General features: G+C 62.7%; 15 protein-coding genes. 8 read left to right on the top strand and 7 right to left on the bottom strand.

Going from position 1 to position 16,625, the window contains the following annotated elements; all coding sequences use genetic code 11:
* The first annotated feature begins 315 nt into the window (after positions 1-315).
* From SAZ10_RS02025 to SAZ10_RS01995, 7 genes are all read left to right on the top strand, one after another.
* Positions 316-1,320 (top strand): ABC transporter substrate-binding protein, encoded by a 1,005-nt coding sequence (locus SAZ10_RS02025; protein WP_318607483.1) that lies wholly within the window; start codon positions 316-318, stop codon positions 1,318-1,320.
* A 36-nt stretch (positions 1,321-1,356) separates the two neighbouring features.
* Positions 1,357-2,157 carry an ABC transporter ATP-binding protein gene (locus SAZ10_RS02020; protein WP_318607776.1) on the top strand — a complete coding sequence of 267 codons (801 nt, stop codon included), beginning with the start codon at positions 1,357-1,359 and terminating at the stop codon, positions 2,155-2,157.
* Complete coding sequence (locus SAZ10_RS02015; RefSeq protein WP_318607482.1) at positions 2,144-3,001, top strand: ABC transporter permease; 858 nt, start codon at positions 2,144-2,146, stop codon at positions 2,999-3,001. Before SAZ10_RS02020 ends, SAZ10_RS02015 begins: the two co-directional genes overlap by 14 nt.
* A gap of 241 nt (positions 3,002-3,242) precedes the next feature.
* Entirely contained in the window at positions 3,243-4,553 is a 1,311-nt protein-coding gene (locus SAZ10_RS02010; protein ID WP_318607481.1) for a cytosine deaminase, read from the top strand.
* 2 nt (positions 4,554-4,555) lie between these two features.
* Positions 4,556-5,953: an FAD-binding oxidoreductase gene (locus SAZ10_RS02005; RefSeq protein ID WP_318607775.1), complete on the top strand. Its 1,398-nt coding sequence runs from the start codon at positions 4,556-4,558 to the stop codon at positions 5,951-5,953.
* 52 nt (positions 5,954-6,005) lie between these two features.
* Entirely contained in the window at positions 6,006-6,587 is a 582-nt protein-coding gene (locus SAZ10_RS02000) for an NAD(P)H-dependent oxidoreductase (RefSeq protein ID WP_318607480.1), read from the top strand.
* The gene (locus SAZ10_RS01995) at positions 6,587-7,171 is read left to right on the top strand and encodes an NAD(P)H-dependent oxidoreductase (RefSeq protein ID WP_318607479.1); all 585 of its coding nucleotides are present in this window, start codon (positions 6,587-6,589) and stop codon (positions 7,169-7,171) included. The genes SAZ10_RS02000 and SAZ10_RS01995 overlap by 1 nt, the downstream gene beginning before the upstream one ends.
* Positions 7,172-7,319: 148 nt before the next feature.
* On the opposite strand, the gene SAZ10_RS01990 is transcribed toward SAZ10_RS01995, so the two are convergent.
* From SAZ10_RS01990 to SAZ10_RS01975, 4 genes are read right to left on the bottom strand one after another with little or no spacing between them, the layout of a single operon-like run.
* On the bottom strand, positions 7,320-9,764 hold the full coding sequence (locus tag SAZ10_RS01990) for an FAD-dependent oxidoreductase (protein WP_318607478.1): 2,445 nt from the start codon (positions 9,762-9,764) through the stop codon (positions 7,320-7,322).
* Positions 9,761-10,942 (bottom strand): pyridoxal phosphate-dependent aminotransferase, encoded by a 1,182-nt coding sequence (locus tag SAZ10_RS01985; protein WP_318607477.1) that lies wholly within the window; start codon positions 10,940-10,942, stop codon positions 9,761-9,763. The genes SAZ10_RS01990 and SAZ10_RS01985 overlap by 4 nt, the downstream gene beginning before the upstream one ends.
* Positions 10,943-10,988: 46 nt before the next feature.
* Positions 10,989-13,442 carry an FAD-dependent oxidoreductase gene (locus SAZ10_RS01980; protein ID WP_318607476.1) on the bottom strand — a complete coding sequence of 818 codons (2,454 nt, stop codon included), beginning with the start codon at positions 13,440-13,442 and terminating at the stop codon, positions 10,989-10,991.
* Positions 13,443-13,457: 15 nt separating this feature from the next.
* Positions 13,458-14,000: an XRE family transcriptional regulator gene (locus SAZ10_RS01975; protein WP_318607774.1), complete on the bottom strand. Its 543-nt coding sequence runs from the start codon at positions 13,998-14,000 to the stop codon at positions 13,458-13,460.
* 195 nt (positions 14,001-14,195) lie between these two features.
* On the opposite strand from SAZ10_RS01975, the gene SAZ10_RS01970 reads away from it, so the two are divergent.
* Positions 14,196-14,906 (top strand): nitroreductase, encoded by a 711-nt coding sequence (locus SAZ10_RS01970; RefSeq protein ID WP_318607475.1) that lies wholly within the window; start codon positions 14,196-14,198, stop codon positions 14,904-14,906.
* 12 nt (positions 14,907-14,918) lie between these two features.
* On the opposite strand, the gene map is transcribed toward SAZ10_RS01970, so the two are convergent.
* From map to SAZ10_RS01955, 3 genes are all read right to left on the bottom strand, one after another.
* Positions 14,919-15,698, bottom strand: coding sequence for a type I methionyl aminopeptidase (gene map, locus SAZ10_RS01965; RefSeq protein ID WP_318607474.1), 780 nt, complete (start codon positions 15,696-15,698; stop codon positions 14,919-14,921).
* Position 15,699: 1 nt separating this feature from the next.
* Positions 15,700-15,906 (bottom strand): ParD-like family protein, encoded by a 207-nt coding sequence (locus SAZ10_RS01960; RefSeq protein WP_318607473.1) that lies wholly within the window; start codon positions 15,904-15,906, stop codon positions 15,700-15,702.
* Between the two features lie 87 nt (positions 15,907-15,993).
* Positions 15,994-16,596: a TetR/AcrR family transcriptional regulator gene (locus tag SAZ10_RS01955; protein WP_318607472.1), complete on the bottom strand. Its 603-nt coding sequence runs from the start codon at positions 16,594-16,596 to the stop codon at positions 15,994-15,996.
* Between the last annotated feature and the right edge of the window lie 29 nt (positions 16,597-16,625).

Genomic DNA, 16,625 nt, shown 5'->3' with positions numbered 1-16,625 from the left:
AATGCCTGCTTAGGGTCCTCTGCTTGCCGCAGGTACTCAACGCAAAACCGTGGGACACTTTTGCGGAACCTGCTTAATTGCTCGCTAGCGGTCTCTTCATGACCGCTGTGCGCCGATTCCAATCACGATGGACTTGCGTTTAAAAAATAGGCACGATGCGGCAGGTAGCGGCAGGGCCGGGTAGCCGATCCGCAGCTGAATGACGAGCGAGATGAGGCGAAAGGCGTGTAGGCCCATGGCACGCGTCTTGCTTCTCGTCCTCTTGGTTTCGGACGCCCGAGGTACGATGTGCCCGGCAAAAAGAGGGTGGTGGTCATGATCAGGCAATTCAGCATTTCTGCGGCCGTCGCGGCACTCATCGCGGGCACGGCCTCGGTGGCTTCGGCCAATGAGAAGGTCACGTTCGGAACCAACTGGCTCGCCGAGCCGGAGCACGGCGGCTACTATCAGGCGGTGGCTGACGGCACCTATGCCGCCTGCGGCCTCGACGTCACCATCATGCAGGGCGGCCCGCAGGTATCCGGCCGGCCAATGCTGCTTGCCGGTAAGATCGACTTCTACATGGGCGGCAATCTGCTCTCTGCCTTCGACGCCGTGCAGCAGAATATCCCGATGAAGGTCGTCGCTGCCGATTTCCAGAAGGAGCCGCAGGTGCTCTTGTCTCACCCCGGCGAGGGGCTCGACAAGTTCGAGGATTTGAAGAATGCGGAGCAATACATCGTCGGCGACGAGGGCGCGCAGACCTTTCTGCTGTGGCTCGCTGCCGACCACGGCTTCGACGTCTCCAAGCGCGTGCCCTATACGTTCAACCCGGCTCCTTTCATTGCGAACAAGAAGTCGATCCAGCAGGGCTATGTCACGTCGGAGCCCTTTGCCGTCGAGAAGCAGGGCGGCTTCAAGCCGAACGTGTTCCTGCTCGCCGATAACGGCTTCAGCACCTATGCGACGACGATCGAGACCATGCAGGACACGATCGACAAGCGGCCCGAGGTGGTGAAGTGCTTCGTCGAAGGCTCGGCCAAGGGCTGGTACAATTACCTCTACGGCGACAACAAGGCCGCCAACGAGCTGATCAAGAAGGACAATCCCGACATGACCGACGAGCAGATTGCCTTCTCGATCAAGCAGCTCAAGGATTATGGGATCGCCGATTCCGGCGACACGGAGAAGCTGGGCATCGGCGCCATGACCGACGCGCGCATCCAGGATTTCTACGACAAGATGGTGAGGGCCAAGGTGGTGCCGGCCGGCATCGACATCAAGAAAGCCTATACGCTCGACTTCGTGAACAAAGGCGTCGGGCTGGAGCTGAAGAAATAAGATAGTTTGTCCGTGCTTCAGCAGACCAACACGCTGATGCCGGAGCGGAACGACGGGGTCGGGCAGGCTCTCCTGAGGCTGCGCGATGTCGGCAAGACGTTCTCCAACGGCGTCACCGCGCTCGATCGCGTCAACATGACGATCCGGCAAGGCGATTTCGTCAGCCTTCTTGGGCCGTCTGGTTGCGGTAAATCGACGGCATTGAGATTGATCGCCGGCCTGTCGATACCGACTTTGGGCATGCTCGAATGGAACAGGCCGCTCGGAGACGACCACATCGGCTTTGTGTTCCAGGAGCCGACGCTGCTGCCCTGGGCGAGCGTGTTCGACAATGTCTGGCTGCCGCTCAGGCTCAGAGGTATCTCTCGCAAGGAGGCGGCGGCCGCGGTGAGCGAGCTCCTCGAGCGTGTTCATCTCACCGGCTTCGAAAACGCCGTGCCGCGCGAGCTGTCGGGCGGCATGAAGATGCGCGTTTCGATCGCCCGGGGACTGGTAACCAGGCCGCGTGTGCTCCTGATGGACGAGCCCTTCGCCGCGCTCGACGAGATCACCCGCTTCAAGCTCAACGACGATCTTCTCGAGCTCTGGCAGGAACAGCGCTTCACCGTGATCTTCGTCACGCACAGCGTGTTCGAGAGCGTGTTCCTGTCGAACCGCATCGTCGTCATGGCCGCACGACCCGGCCGGGTTTATGAAGAGGTCGTGGTCGATGCGTCCTATCCGCGCGACGAGGCCTTCCGCACTTCGCCGGAATATGCCGCGCTCTGCCGCAAGACATCGGACGTGCTGATGCATGCAATCAGCGCAACTTCGGGCGTAAGCAATGGCAGCCGTTGAGGAAAGGGCTCCGGCAGCCATACTCGACCCGGAAGAAGCCCGCCGCATGCGGGCCGAGCGGATCGAGCGCATCGGCAAATGGGTATTGCCGATGCTGATCATGATCGCGGCGATCGGACTATGGGATCGCGTCTGCGTCTGGAACGAGATCCCGCAATACATATTGCCGCGGCCGGGCGTCGTGCTGCAAACGCTTTGGACTGACGCGGCGCTGCTCTTCGGCTCGCTGCTCTTCACGCTACGCATCACCTTCCTCGGCTTGCTGCTTGCCGTGATCGGCGGGGTGGGGCTGGCCGTGCTGTTTGCCCAGTCGAAATGGGTGGAGATGTCGTTCTTTCCCTTCGCGATCGTGCTGCAGGTCACGCCGATCGTCGCAATCTTCCCGCTGATCAACATCTATGTGAACAACCAGACGGCGAAGCTTCTGCTGTGCGCGTGGATCGTCGCCTTCTTTCCGATCCTCTCCAACACGACGCTCGGCCTGAATTCCGTCGACCGCAACCTGCTGGATCTCTTCAAACTCAATAAGGCAAGCCGCTGGCAGCAGCTCTGGCATCTGAGGCTGCCCGCGGCGATGCCCTACTTCCTGGGCGGACTGAAGATCGCGGGCGGGCTCTCGCTGATCGGCGCAGTGGTCGCTGAGTTCGTCGCCGGCGCGCAAGGGCAGTCGTCAGGCCTGGCTTCGCGCATCATCGAGGCCGGCTATCGGCTCAATGCGCCACGGCTTTTTGCGGCACTGATCCTGATCTCCATCACCGGCATCGTGATCTTTCTGGTGCTGAGCCTGATCTCGCATCTGATCCTGAGGCGCTGGCATGAGAGCGCGCTGAAGCAGGAGCGGTAGTGGCGAAGAGCTCGACGAATATTGCCGCGAGGGCGGTGCCCTTCGTTGCCCCCCTCTGTCCTGCCGGACATCTCCCCCACAAGGGGGGAGATTGGCTGTCACCTTGGGTTTCGCCAGTCTCCCACGTTGGCGATTGGCGAAACCCAAGCGGCCGTCCAATCTCCCCCCTTGTGGGGGAGATGTCCGGCAGGACAGAGGGGGGCGCGAAGGAACGCGACATATCCGCTTTTGGGCGACGCGCATGACCACAAACATCGTCATCCCCCCCTCCGGCCCCTACACCCTCGCCAACGCCCGCGTACATCGATCGCTGACCCCGGACCTTGCCGACGGTTTCGACGAGGATGGCTTCACGCTCGCCGATATCGCGATCGCGGACGGCAAGATCACGGCGATTGCCCGGCGCCACGGCCCACGGCCATCCGACGCCCTGGACCTTGCCGGTCGCATCGTGTTGCCGGCCTTCGTCGATTGCCATACGCATATCGACAAGGGGCATATCTGGCCGCGCAAACGCAATCCGGACGGCTCGTTCCCGGGCGCGCTCGCCGCCACGGGCGAAGACCGCGTGCATAATTGGAACGCCGTCGACGTTGCCCGCCGCATGGATTTCGCGCTGCGCTCGGCTTACGCCCATGGCACCAAGGCGATCAGGACGCATCTCGACTCCGTTGCCCCGCAAGAGGCGACCTCCTGGCCCGTATTCCAGGAGATGCGGGCCCGCTGGCAGGGGCGCATCGAATTGCAGGCCGCCTGCCTGTACGGCATCGACGCCGGACGCGATGCGGTCTGGCTCGAATCGCTTGTGAGACGCGTCGCTGACGCGGGCGGCGTGCTTGGCGCCGTCACCTATATGGTGCCGGATCTCGACGAGCTCCTCGACGGCCTGTTCGTGCATGCCGTCGAGCTCGGCCTCGATCTCGACTTTCATGCCGACGAGACGGCCGACATTGGCGCGATGTCGCTCAGAAAGATCGCCGAGGCTGCGCTTCGCCACAGATTCCAGGGCAAGATCCTCGTCGGCCACTGCTGCTCGCTTGCCCGCCAGCCCGACAGCGAGGTGCTGCAGACGCTCGATCTGGTCGCGCGCGCCGGCCTTGCGGTCGTCTCTCTGCCGATGTGCAACCTTTACCTGCAGGACCGGCGTCACGACGGCACGACCCCGCGCTGGCGCGGTGTCACACTGGTGCACGAGATGCAGGCGCGCGGCATTCCGGTCGCGGTGGCCTCCGATAATACTCGCGACCCGTTCTACGCCTACGGCGACCTCGACATGCTGGAAGTCTACCGCATGGCGACGCGCATCCTGCATTTCGACCATCCGGTCGGCGAATGGCCGAAGGCGGTTGCCGCAACACCCGCCGACATCATTCGGTTACAGGACGCCGGAAGATTGGTCGCCGGCGGTTCTGCCGACCTGGTGATTTTCAAAGGCCGGAGCTGGACCGAACTGCTGTCGCGTCCGGAACAGGACCGGATCGTGGTGCGCGACGGCAAGGCGATCGAACGGGCAATCCCGGACTACGCCGAACTTGATGATTTGATGGGGTAATGATGGATATTTCCGGCCTGAAGCGCGACCTGGACGGAATCAAGCTCGAGGACCATCCGGCGATCGTTCAGCAGAAGAGCCGCGACTTCTATTGGTACAGCCCGATCCTGAAGCGCCAGCTCGACCATGTGAAGGGTGATGCGATCGTCTCTCCGAAGAGCGACGAGGAAGTGATCCGCGTGCTCGCTGCGTGTCACCGGCACGGCGTGCCGGTGACACCGCGCGGCACGGGAACGGGAAATTACGGCCAGGCGATGCCGCTGTCTGGCGGCGTGGTGCTGTCGCTCGCCGAGATGAACGCCGTCAAGTCGATCAGGCCGGGCCGGGTCGTTGCGCAGGCCGGGGCAGTGCTTGCCCAGATTGACCGCGAGACGCGCGCGCATTCGGGCCAGGAGCTCAGGATGTCGCCCTCGACCTATAACACTGCCTCGATCGGCGGCTTCGTCGCCGGCGGTTCGGGCGGTGTGGGCTCGATCCGCTGGGGTGGCCTGCGCGACCTTGGCAACGTCATTCGGCTCAGGATCGTCACTATGGAAGCCGAGCCCAAGGTGATGGAGCTTACCGGCGAGGACGTGCTGAAGGTCATGCACGCCTACGGCACCAACGGCATCATCACCGAAGTCGAAATGCCGCTGACGGCCTCCTATGACTGGGTCGATGTCATTGTCGGCTTCGATGGTTTCGAGGAAGCCGTTCGTTTCGGAAACGACCTGGCCGTCCAGGACGGCATCCTCGCCAAGCTCATCACACCTATCGCCGCGCCGATTCCTTACGACTATTTCAAGCGGCACCAGAAGTATTTCCGCCGCGAGCAGAGCATCGTGGTGTGCATGATCGCCCCGCACGCGATCGACGCCTTCCTCGCCTTCACCTCGCGAAGCAAAGGCGAGATCGTCTTCCGCGCCGATAAGGAACCCGATCTGAAGGGGCTGCCGCCGGCGTACGAGCTCGCCTGGAACCACACGACACTTCGTGCACTGCGCGTCGACCCGACCATTACCTATCTGCAGGTGCGCTATCCGTCTCCCGATCACGTCGACTACATCATGGCGATGGCGAAGCGCTTCGGCGATGAGCTGCCGGGGCATGTCGAATATATCCGATTCGACGGAGCGATCGGCACAGCCGGCCTGCCGCTGGTGCGTTACACGACCGAGGAGCGGCTCGACGAGATCATCCGTATTCATGAGGACAATGGCTGCTGGATCTTCAACCCGCACCGCTACACGCTCGAAGAAGGCGGCATGAAGCAGACTGACGAGGTGCAGCTCGCCTTCAAGCGCGAGGTCGACCCGCGAGGACTGCTTAACCCCGGCAAGATGATCGCCTGGGAGAATCCGGACTACGACTACCGGACGAGCAAGCCCTTCCTGTTCAAAGGGCTGCAGAGGGCGAGCTGAGGATGGCTGCGCTGCTCATTCTGCAAAGGGCTATGTCCCTTCGGGGCGTTCCGTGAACGTCCTGGTCCTCTACGCCCATCCTGTCGAATCGAGCTTCAACGGCAGGCTGCACCAGCTGATCGTCGAACGTCTGACGGCCAGGGGCCACACAGTCGATGACTGCGATCTCTATGCCGAGGATTTCGATCCGCGCCTGACGCGGGCCGAGCGGCTCGCCTATCATGACGTCCCCGACAATGTCGGTTGTGTCGGAGCATATGTCGAGCGCGTGCGCAGAGCCGATGCGCTGGTGCTTTCCTATCCGGTCTGGAATTACGGCTTTCCGGCCATTCTCAAGGGCTATTTCGACCGCGTGTTCCTGCCTGGCGTTTCGTTTAAGATGGTCAACGGCAAGTCACGCCCGATGCTTCACAACGTGGTCAAAGTCGCTGCCGTGACCACCTATGGCGGCAGCCGCCTTCGGGCCGTCATAATGGGCGATCCGCCACGCATGATCATCAATCGCATGCTCCGCGCGACGGTGAAGCCCGGGGCACCGGTAAAATATCTCGCGCATTATGATATGAACCGTTCGACGGACCGGAAGCGAACGGCTTTCATGGCCAAGGTGAAGGCGGCGATGGACGCCTTTTGATGCGTGTTCTGGTCGTCTATTGCCATCCAGTGCCTGAGAGCTTTTGTGCAGCGATACGCGACACGGTCATCGAGGCTCTCCGTGCAAGAGGCGATGAGACGCGGCTGATCGACCTCTACGCCGAGCGCTTCGATCCCGTCATGCCCGCCGACGAGCGGCGCAGCTACAACCAGAAGGCGCCTGCAGATCCAAATCTCGCGCCGCATATCGAGCGCCTCAAATGGGCCGAGGCGATCCTGTTCGTGTACCCCACCTGGTGGTACGGCCTGCCGGCGATGCTGAAGGGCTGGTTCGACCGGGTCTGGGCAACGGATATTGCCTTCACGCTCGGCAAGGGCGGCATGATCACGCCGCTCATGAGGCACATCAGGAAGGTCGGCGCCATCACGACTTGCGGCGCGCCATGGTGGCTCTTGTTCCTCATGGGCCATCCCGGCCGCAAGACCATCCTGCGCGGCATCCGCGCCAATTGCGCCAAGCGCTGCAAGACGCTGTTCGTCGCGCATTACCTGATGGACACCTCGACGCCCGAGAGCAGGGCGGCGTTTCTGGAGAAGGTGCGCAGGATGGTGGGGGCGTTTTGATCGTGATTAGCCCTCTTCTCCCCGTTTACGGGGAGAAGATGCCGGCAGGCAGATGAGGGGCAGCGCCAATCTGTCAGACGTCGGCGCCGCCCCTCATCCGACCCTTCGGGCCACCTTCTCCCCATAGAACGGGGAGAAGGGAAGGAGCCTACATCCTCACCCGTTCTGCCTTCGGATCATACATCGGTCTGAGCGATGCCTCCGCCGGATAGCGCTCGCCGGCGATCTCGATCGCGTAGGATGAGCCGAGCACCTCAGTCTCGCTCTCGCCGTGGCATGGTACGTAGCCGAGGCCGATCGCGCCGCCGAGCTGGTGGCCGTAATTGCCCGAGGTGATCGTGCCGACGATCCTGCCGTCGCGCACGATCGCTTCGTTGTGGAAGAGCAGGGGCTCGGGCTGCTTCAGCCGAAACTGCACGAGCCGTGCCTTCAACCCTTCGTCGCGTTTCCTGAGCACCGCGTCGCGGCCGATGAAACCGCCCTTTGCTGTCTTCACGGCGAAGCCGAGGCCGGCCTCCAGCACATGATCCTCGTCGGTGATGTCGTGGCCGAAATGGCGGAACGCCTTCTCTATGCGGCAGGAATCGAGCGTATGCAGGCCGCAGAGCTTCAAGCCGAAATCTCCGCCGGCATCCTCGATCGCCTCGAAGACATGGGCTGCCTGGTCTGTCGAAACATAAAGCTCCCAGCCGAGCTCGCCGACATAGGTGACCCGATGGGCTCGCGCGATGCCATAGCCGATCTCGATATTCTGGAATGTTCCGAACGGATTATTTTCATTGGAGAAATCGTTCGGGCTGACACGCCGGATCACATCGCGTGACTTAGGCCCCATCAGGCAGAGCACGGCTTCGGCGGCCGTCACGTCGGTGATGACCACGAACTCATCGGCGACATGCTTTCTCAGCCACGCCAGGTCGCGCTGCAGCGTTGCGCCGGGCACGACCAGGAAGAACGCGGTCTCCGATAGCCGCGTCACGGTGAGGTCGCTTTCTATTCCGCCGCGTTCGTTCAGCATCTGCGTGTAGACGATGCGGCCGGCTGGCACGTCGACATCGTTTGCACAGAGCCTTTGCAGGAACGAGCAGGCGTCGCGGCCCTCGACCCTGATCTTGCCGAAAGAGGTCATGTCGAACATGCCGACGCCGCTCCGGACCGCCAGGTGCTCATCGCGCTGGTTCTCGAACCAGTTCTGGCGCTTCCAGGAATAGCGGTATTCGCGCTCCTGTCCTTCGCGTGCGAACCAGTTCGCGCGTTCCCATCCGGCCACTTCGCCGAACACCGCGCCGCGTCCCTTCAGGTGCTCGTGCAGTGGCGAGCGCCGCACGCCGCGTGCCGTCGCCACCTGGCGATAGGGGAAGTGGTCGGCATAGAGCAGGCCGAGCGTTTCCGTCACGCGCTCTTTGAGATAGCGGCGGTTCTTCTGGAAAGGCTGCATGCGGCGGATATCGACCTCCCAGAGATCGAAAGGCGGCTCCCCGTCATTGATCCATTGCGCGAGAGCCATTCCCGCGCCGCCGGAGGAGACGATCCCGATCGAGTTGTAGCCGGCGGCCACCCAATAGCCGCGCTGCTCTGGAGCTTCGCCGAGATAGTAGCGGTCGTCCGGAGTGAAGCTCTCCGGACCGTTGAAGAAGGTGTGGATGCCGGCGGTCGCGAGCATCGGCATACGCTTCACGCCCATTTCGAGGATAGGCACGAAATGATCCATGTCCTCCGGCAGCTGGTCGAAGCAGAAATCCTCGGGGATGCCGTCCATGCCCCACGGCTTGGCCTTGGGCTCGAAAGCGCCGAGCATCATCTTGCCGGCGTCTTCCTTGTAGTAGGCGCATTCGTCGGGTACCCGCAGCACCGGCAGTCGCGTGAGGCCCGGGATGGGTTCGGTGATCAGATAGAAATGCTCGCAGGCATGCAGCGGGATCGAGACGCCGTTCCGCTGCCCAAGCTCGCGCGCCCACATGCCGCCGCAGTTGATGACGATGTCTGTGTCAATTCTGCCTTGCTCGCCTTCCTTGACCCACGAAACGCCGGTCACGCGGCCATCCCTGGTGTGAACGTCACTGACCTTCACGCCTTCGAAGATCTGGGCGCCGCGCTGGCGGGCACCTTTGGCAAGAGCCATTGCAATGTTTGCCGGATCGCACTGGCCGTCGAGGGGTAGATGCACCGCCCCGACAACATCGCTGACTTCGAGATGCGGATACATCTCCTTGACTTCGGCCGGGGAGATTTCGCGCACGTCGACATCGAAGGCGCGAGCGAGAGAAGCCTGCCGGTAGATCTCGTGCTTGCGCTCCTCAGTGAGCGCGACGGTGATCGAGCCGACCTGGCGCATGCCGGTCGCCACGCCGGTCTCGGCTTCGAGATTCACGTAGAGGTCGGCCGAGTATTTGGCGAGCCGCGTCATGTTCTTCGAACCGCGCAGCTGTCCGACCAGTCCGGCCGCGTGCCATGTCGTGCCGCAGGTGAGCTGCTTGCGCTCGAGCAGCACGATGTCGGTCCAGCCGAGTTTCGCCAGGTGATACGCGACGGAGCAGCCGGAGACGCCGCCGCCGATGATGACGGCGCGGGCCTTGGTCGGAAGGGTGGTCAAGCGGCCTTGCTCCCATAGCTCGAGGCGAAGCGGCGCAGCCGGTTCGCGGCGTCTTTCAGGACGTCGTCCGGCTGGCAGAGACTGATGCGGATATGCCCCTCGGCTGCGTCGCCGAAGCTTGCGCCCGGCATCACCGCCACATTCTCGGCGGCAAGCAGGCTCCAGGCGAATTTCTCGCTGTCCGGCTCGATCGCGCGCACGTCGAGCATGGCATACATGCCGCCCTCCGAGCCGCGCACGACGATGTTGTTGATGCCGCGGATAGCCTCGAGGAAGACCTTGCGCCGGCCCGCATACAGAGCCGCGATCCGCTCCACTCCGAAATCGCTATTGAGCGCTTCGGCCGCAGCGTGGCTGATGAAATCGTTGATGCCGTAAGTCGAGACGAGGTTGAGGCTGATGAGCAGCGTGATGAAATCGACCGGGCCGGTCAGCCAGCCGATGCGCCAGCCGGTCATGCCGTGGCTCTTCGACATCGAGTTGATGACGAGCGTGCGCTCGGCCATGCCTTCCAAGGCGCGCGGCGAAATGTGCTCGCCGCCGCCCAGCGTCCAGTAGACTTCATCCGACATCAGCCAGAGGTCGCGGCGGCGGCAGAGGTCGGCGATAGCCTCCAGCGATGCGCGCGAATAGACGGCGCCGGTCGGATTGTTCGGCGTATTGAGGAGGATCGCCTTCGAGTTCTTCATCAGCGCCTTCTCGATCTCCGAGGCGCGCGGCTGGAAGCCGTCCTCGGCAGCAGCCTCGACCACGGTGAAATCGGCACCGGCCGCCCGGAAGGTGCCGGGATAGGTCGCGTAGTAAGGCGCGACCACCACGGCGTGGTCGCCGGGGTCGAGCGTGCCTTGCACCGCGGCATAGAGCGCCGCCTGGCCGCCTGGCGTCGCAAGCACCTGATCTGCCGATGTCGGCACGCCTGTCGTGCGCGTCGAGACCTTCGCCATCGCCTCACGAAGCGCTGGAATTCCGGGAAGCTGGGTGTAGTGGTGATGGCCGCCGCGCACGGCCCTGACGCAGGCCTCGACCGTCTCGCTCGGCGTGTCGAAATCATGGTCGCCGACCGAGAGCATGATGATGTCTTCACCGGCCTGCTTGCGGTTCCAGGCGGCGAAATGGATCTCCCAGCCATCCTTGCCTGAAGGCACGATGCCGGAAATGCGGGAAGAGGGGAAAGGCATATGGAGTTCTCTGAAAATCGGGTTCGTTGATACCAGGCGGAGTTGGTCAGCTCCTCAGCCTTGCGTTGTCCGGATCCCACAACGGCTTGTCGGGCTGCACGGTGGCGGTAAAGCGCTCGCCGAAAATCTCGACCTCGACGCGCTCGCCGGGGATTGCCAGATCGGCGCGCAGCATGCCGAGCGCGATCGATTTGTCCACACGATGGCCCCAGCCTCCTGACAAGGTTTCGCCGACGATCGCGCCGTCGCGCCACAAGGTCGACATGTACGGCGCGTCGCACTCGCCCGGATCCTCGATCACCAGCGTGACGAAGCGCTTTGTCACGCCCTGCTGCTTCTCGTTGAGGAGCGCACGCTTACCCCTGAAGTCGGGCTTGTCCCATTTGACGAAGCGCTCGAGACCGCCCTGCAAGACCGTGTAGTCGGTTGAGAGGTCCTGCTTCCAGGCGCGGTAGCCCTTTTCTAGGCGCAGCGAATCCAAGGCGAACATGCCGAAGGGCTTCAGGCCGTGCTTCTGGCCGGCGGCCCAGACGGCATCGAAAACCGTTGCGGTGTCTTCAACCTTGGTATGAAGCTCCCAGCCGAGCTCGCCCGCGAAGGAAACGCGCACCAGTTGCAGCCAGCGATCGGCGACCTTGCAGGACTGGTGTGAGAGCCAGGGCAGCGTCAGGTCGGCATCGGTGACTTCGGCGAGGATCTCTCGCGACTTGGGGCCGGAGAGGATCTGGCAGGTGAAACGCTCGGTGGCATTTTCCAGCGTGATTTTCGCGCCTTGCGGCAGATGCTTCTGCAGCCACTCGAAGTCGTGCCACTCGGCGACCGCGGCCGTGATCAGGAAGAAGAGGTTCTCTTCCAGCGCCATGATCGACATTTCGGTGACGATGCGTCCCCCGTCGTCGGCAAAGTAGCCGAGCCCGATCCGGCCGGGTTTCGGGACAATGCCGGTGATCAGCGACGAAAGCCATTCGCGCGCGCCTTCGCCGTGCAGGCGGAACCGCGAGAAGCCGGGGAGATCGAGGATGCCCGCCGCGTCACGCACGGCAAGGCACTCCTCGCGGATCCGTTTTTGCCAGGGTCCATCGCGGCGAAAGGTCTGGGTGGGCCCTTCCGAGACATCGTCGCCAGGTTTTGCGAACCAGGTCGCGCGCTCCCAGCCATTGTAGGCGTTGAACTCAGCACCGAGCGCGGCGACGCGGTCGTGGATCGGCGAGAGTTTGCGATTGCGCGCTGCCGGCCATGCATGGCGCGGGAAGTGGATCGCATATTCGTTGCCGTAGACTTCGAGCCCTTTGGCAACAGCATAGTCCGGTGCCGCAGCGAAGCTCGTGAAGCGGCGCGGGTCGCACGACCACATGTCCCATTCCGTCCGGCCTTCGGTCACCCATTCGGCCAGCACCTTGCCGGCGCCGCCGGCCTGGGCGATGCCAAAGGTGAAGACGCATGCCTCGAAGGCGTTCGGCACGCCGGGCATCGGCCCGATCAGCGGATTGCCGTCCGGCGCATAGGGGATCGGGCCGTTGATGACCTTGGACATGCCGGCCGTGCCGAGGATCGGCACGCGTGCGATCGCGTCGTTCAGATACCATTCGAGCCGCTCGAGGTCGTCCGGGAAGAGCTGGAAGGCGAAGTCCTCCGGCATAGGGTCGTCGTCGCTCGCCCAATGCGCGCGGCAGGTCTTCTCATATGGCCCGAGATTCATGCCGTATTTCTCCTGGCGCAGATACCAGGACGTATCGACATCGCGGAGCAGCGGCAGCTTGTGGCCGACTTCTGTCGACCACGCCTTCAGTTCGGGGACCTCGTCGAACAAGATATATTGGTGGCTCATCACCATCATTGGGATGTCGCGGCCGAAGAGCTTGCCCACTTCCTTCGCCCGGTAGCCGGCAGCGTTGACGACATTTTCGCAGCGTATGTCGTCCTGCGGTGTGGAGACGATCCATTCGCCCTTGTCACGGCGCACGGTCGTAACCGGGCAGAAGCGCAGGATCGTCGCGCCCAGGTCGCGTGCGCCCTTGGCGAGAGCCTGCGTCAGCTGTGCCGGATCGATGTCCCCGTCATTCAGGTCATAGAGCGCACCTTCGAGATCATCGAGCTCGAGGAAGGGATAGCGGGACCTGATCTCGTTCGGGCCGATCACGTCGATCGCCATGCCCTGGTAACGACCCATGCCCCTGGCGCGCTGGAACTCCCGCATCCGCTCCTTGCTGTGGGCGAGCCGGACCGAGCCGGTGACGTGGTAGTTCATGGGGTAGTCGACCGCCTTCGCCAGCCCGCGATAGAGCTCGGCCGAATAGCGCTGCATGTTCATCAGCGACCAAGACGACGAGAAGGTCGGCACGTTGCCGGCGGCATGCCAGGTCGAGCCGGAGGTCAGCTCGTTCTTCTCGACGAGCACACAGTCGGTCCAGCCAGCCTTGGCGAGATGGTAGAGCGCGGAGACGCCGACTGCGCCGCCGCCGATGATGACCACGCGGGCCGTCGTTGGAAATTCGGCCATGACTTCCTCCCGAACTCAATAAACCGGCGGCGAGACCGCCCAGATGACGACCGCAGGCTCAGCACCCGAATTCCTCCAGCGGAACGGCTTCGCCTTGAAGCGGAAGCTGTCGCCCACACCGAGATTGTGCCAGATGCCGTCGACCTCCAGGTCGAAGCGGCCTGAAACGACGTAGCCCGCTTCCTCCGTCTCGCGCAGTGCCGGCTTCCCGAGCTCTGCCCCCGGCGCGAAAACCGAACGAAGCAGTTCGAAACTGCCGCCGAGGTCCGGCGACAGGAGCTCCTCGACCAGACCCGATTCGCTGGTGCCGAGAGAGCGGCGGCGGCCCGCACGGACCACGACTCCTCGCTCGGCCTCGTTCGGCACGTCATGCGCGAAGAAGAGGCTGATCGGCACATCCAACAACTCCGCGAAGCGCCGCATATCTTCGATCGAGGGAGCGGAAATGCCTCGCTCGACCTGGCTAAGCCAGCCGATCGAGCGGCCGAGCCTTGTTGCCGTCTCAGCCAGTGTCAGGCCGCGCGCCTTGCGCAGCGCGCGTATGTCGGCCGCCAGCATGCGATCTGTGTTTGGATGGTTTTCAATCGTTTCAGCCGCTGTTGCCGGCAAAATCGGCCTCGTGAAATAATCTGGTAGAATTTCATTTGGCACGGTATCTGTGAAATTTTCAAGCGGTTTTTCAGCCGGCCAAGATTTACTTGCGGTGTTGCGGGCCGTTGTGCAAAGGCAGGCCGAAAACGGACCCGCGCCGCCATGCTCGCACCCGAAAGCAAGTTCGACGAGATTGACGAAACGGCGATTGTCGACGAGGCGATCACATCACGCCGTTCCGTGCGCGCCTTCCTGCCTGATCCGGTCGACGAAGCGATGATCCGCGAGATCCTGCAGATCGCCTCGCGCGCCCCCTCAGGCACCAACATGCAGCCATGGAAGGTCTATGTGACCTCGGGCGAGACGAAGAGCAGGATCGCCGATGCGATCCTGAACTCCGGGATACGCGCCGAGAAGGCGGTCTGGGACGAATACAAATACTACCCCGACCAGTTCTTCGAGCCCTATCTGATGCGCCGACGCAAGGTCGGCTTCGACCTCTATGGTCTGCTCGGGATCGGCCGGCGCGACGTCGACCGCATGCGCGAGCAGCACGACCGCAACTTCGTCTTCTTCGACGCGCCAGTCGGCATGCTTTTCACGATCGACCGCCGCCTCAACAAGGGCTCCTGGATCGACTACGGCATGTTCCTCGAGAACATCATGATCGCGGCGCGGGCGAGGGGACTGCATACCTGTCCGCAGGCGGCGTTTGCGCCCTATCATCGTCAGATCCGCCCCATACTCGGCATTCCCGACGAGGAGATCGTGGTATGCGGCATGGCGCTCGGCTATGAGGACGCCACCAAGCCGGAGAATGCGCTCAAAACCGAGCGCGCGCCGCTCGAGGAGTGGGTGAGGTTCTCGCCCTAGCTGGTGGTGAAATCACAATCTGCTTTCCAGCATCGGCCTCTCGTCGCGTCGCAGGGTCAAGACTTCGACACCCGTCTTCGTGACGGCGACCGTATGCTCGAATTGGGCGGAGAGCTTCTGGTCGTTGGTCACGACCGTCCAGCCGTCGCTGCCGGTCGAGACCTTACGGGTGCCCTGGTTGACCATCGGCTCGATGGTGAAGACCATGCCTTCACGCAGCTTTAAGCCCGTTCCCGGCCGTCCAAAGTTGAGCACCTGCGGTTCCTCGTGCATCTCGCGGCCGATGCCATGCCCGCAGTATTCCCGCACAATCGAATAGCCACTTCTTTTGGCATGCCGTTCGATCGCGAAGCCGATGTCCCCCAAATGTGCTCCGGGCCGGACCTGTTTTATGCCTTTCCACATCGCCTGCTGGGCGACCCGAACCAGCCGCCTCGCGGCGGGCGGGGCATTGCCGACCAGATACGTCTTGCTCGAATCGGCGATGAAGCCGTTCTTTTCGAGTGTGATGTCGAAGTTGACGATATCACCGTCACGAATGATCTCGTTTGGATCGGGCACGCCGTGGCACACGACGTGATTGATCGAGCAATTCAGGACGTATTTGAAGCCATATTGTCCCTTGCTGGCCGGACGCGCGGCGAGATCCACGGTGATGAAGCGGTCGACCAGATCGTTGACCTGCAATGTCGACTTGCCGGAGAGTTCCTGCCCGTCCAGCATCTCGAAGACGGACGCCAGCATCTTGCCGGATACGCGCATGAGCGCCAGTTCGTCCGGGGTTTTTACCATGTCAGGCGATCGCCAAATCCTTGAGGCGCAGATGTGACGCCTCGAACTGCATCTTCACGATCTCGTTGAAGGACAGGGTCGGATTGGCTTCAGCCAACATGCCTATCTTCATCCAGAACTCGGCCTGCGCATTGATGGACCGGCACATGACTGTGCTGGCTCGACGGGCCTCCTCATGCAGGTCGTCGTCGATTTTTACGATGCCCATGGACGCCTCTCGAAGTAACGAATATGCGAACCGTATATGGATCGTATATCGCTCGGTCAACCCGATGCGGGGAACTAGTGAACCGTCCTACCCGACAAGCTGCTCCCAGGCCGCCATCGCGCTGTCGGCGATGGCAAGCAGCGTCTCGCGGTTCGCCCCGTCGCGCGCCTGGATCGACATGCCTTGCTGGACCGTCACATAGAACGCGGCCACCTTGGCGGTGTCGAGATCGGCGGCCAATTCGCCTGCCGCTATCCCTTCGTCGAGCCGCTGCTTCAGCACCTCGCGGTTTTCCGCACGAATGGCTCGCAGCGCGCGTGACACGCCTTCATTGGCGTCGTTGATGTTCAGGACGCCCAGTATGACCATGCAGCCGGCCGGCTTGCCGGGCTGTGTAAAAGTGGCGGCTGTCGCGCGGAGATAGCCCGAAATCGCTTCTTTGGCGGTTGGTGCGCTCGTGAGCGAATCCCAGATCTGTGGACCTTCGACCTTGCCGTAAAGCACGATTGCTTCGTTGAACAATGCCTCCTTTGACCCGAAAGCCGCGTAGAGACTGGGCGAATTGATGCCCATGGCCGAGGTCAGGTCCGCCAGCGAGGCGTTGTCGTAGCCCTTTGTCCAGAACACTTCCATTGCACGCCGCAGCGCCAGATCGCGGTCGAATGCGCGCGGCCGGCCCCTTTCCGCCATCCGCTGCTCCTTTTTTTGTATCGACCAAC

Origin of the sequence: Mesorhizobium sp. BAC0120 (assembly GCF_033542235.1) — a bacterium.
Classification (GTDB): Bacteria; Pseudomonadota; Alphaproteobacteria; order Rhizobiales; family Rhizobiaceae; genus JAWRCU01.
The sequence above is the reverse complement of the archived record's forward strand: the minus strand, read 5'-3'. Positions and strand labels throughout refer to the sequence as shown.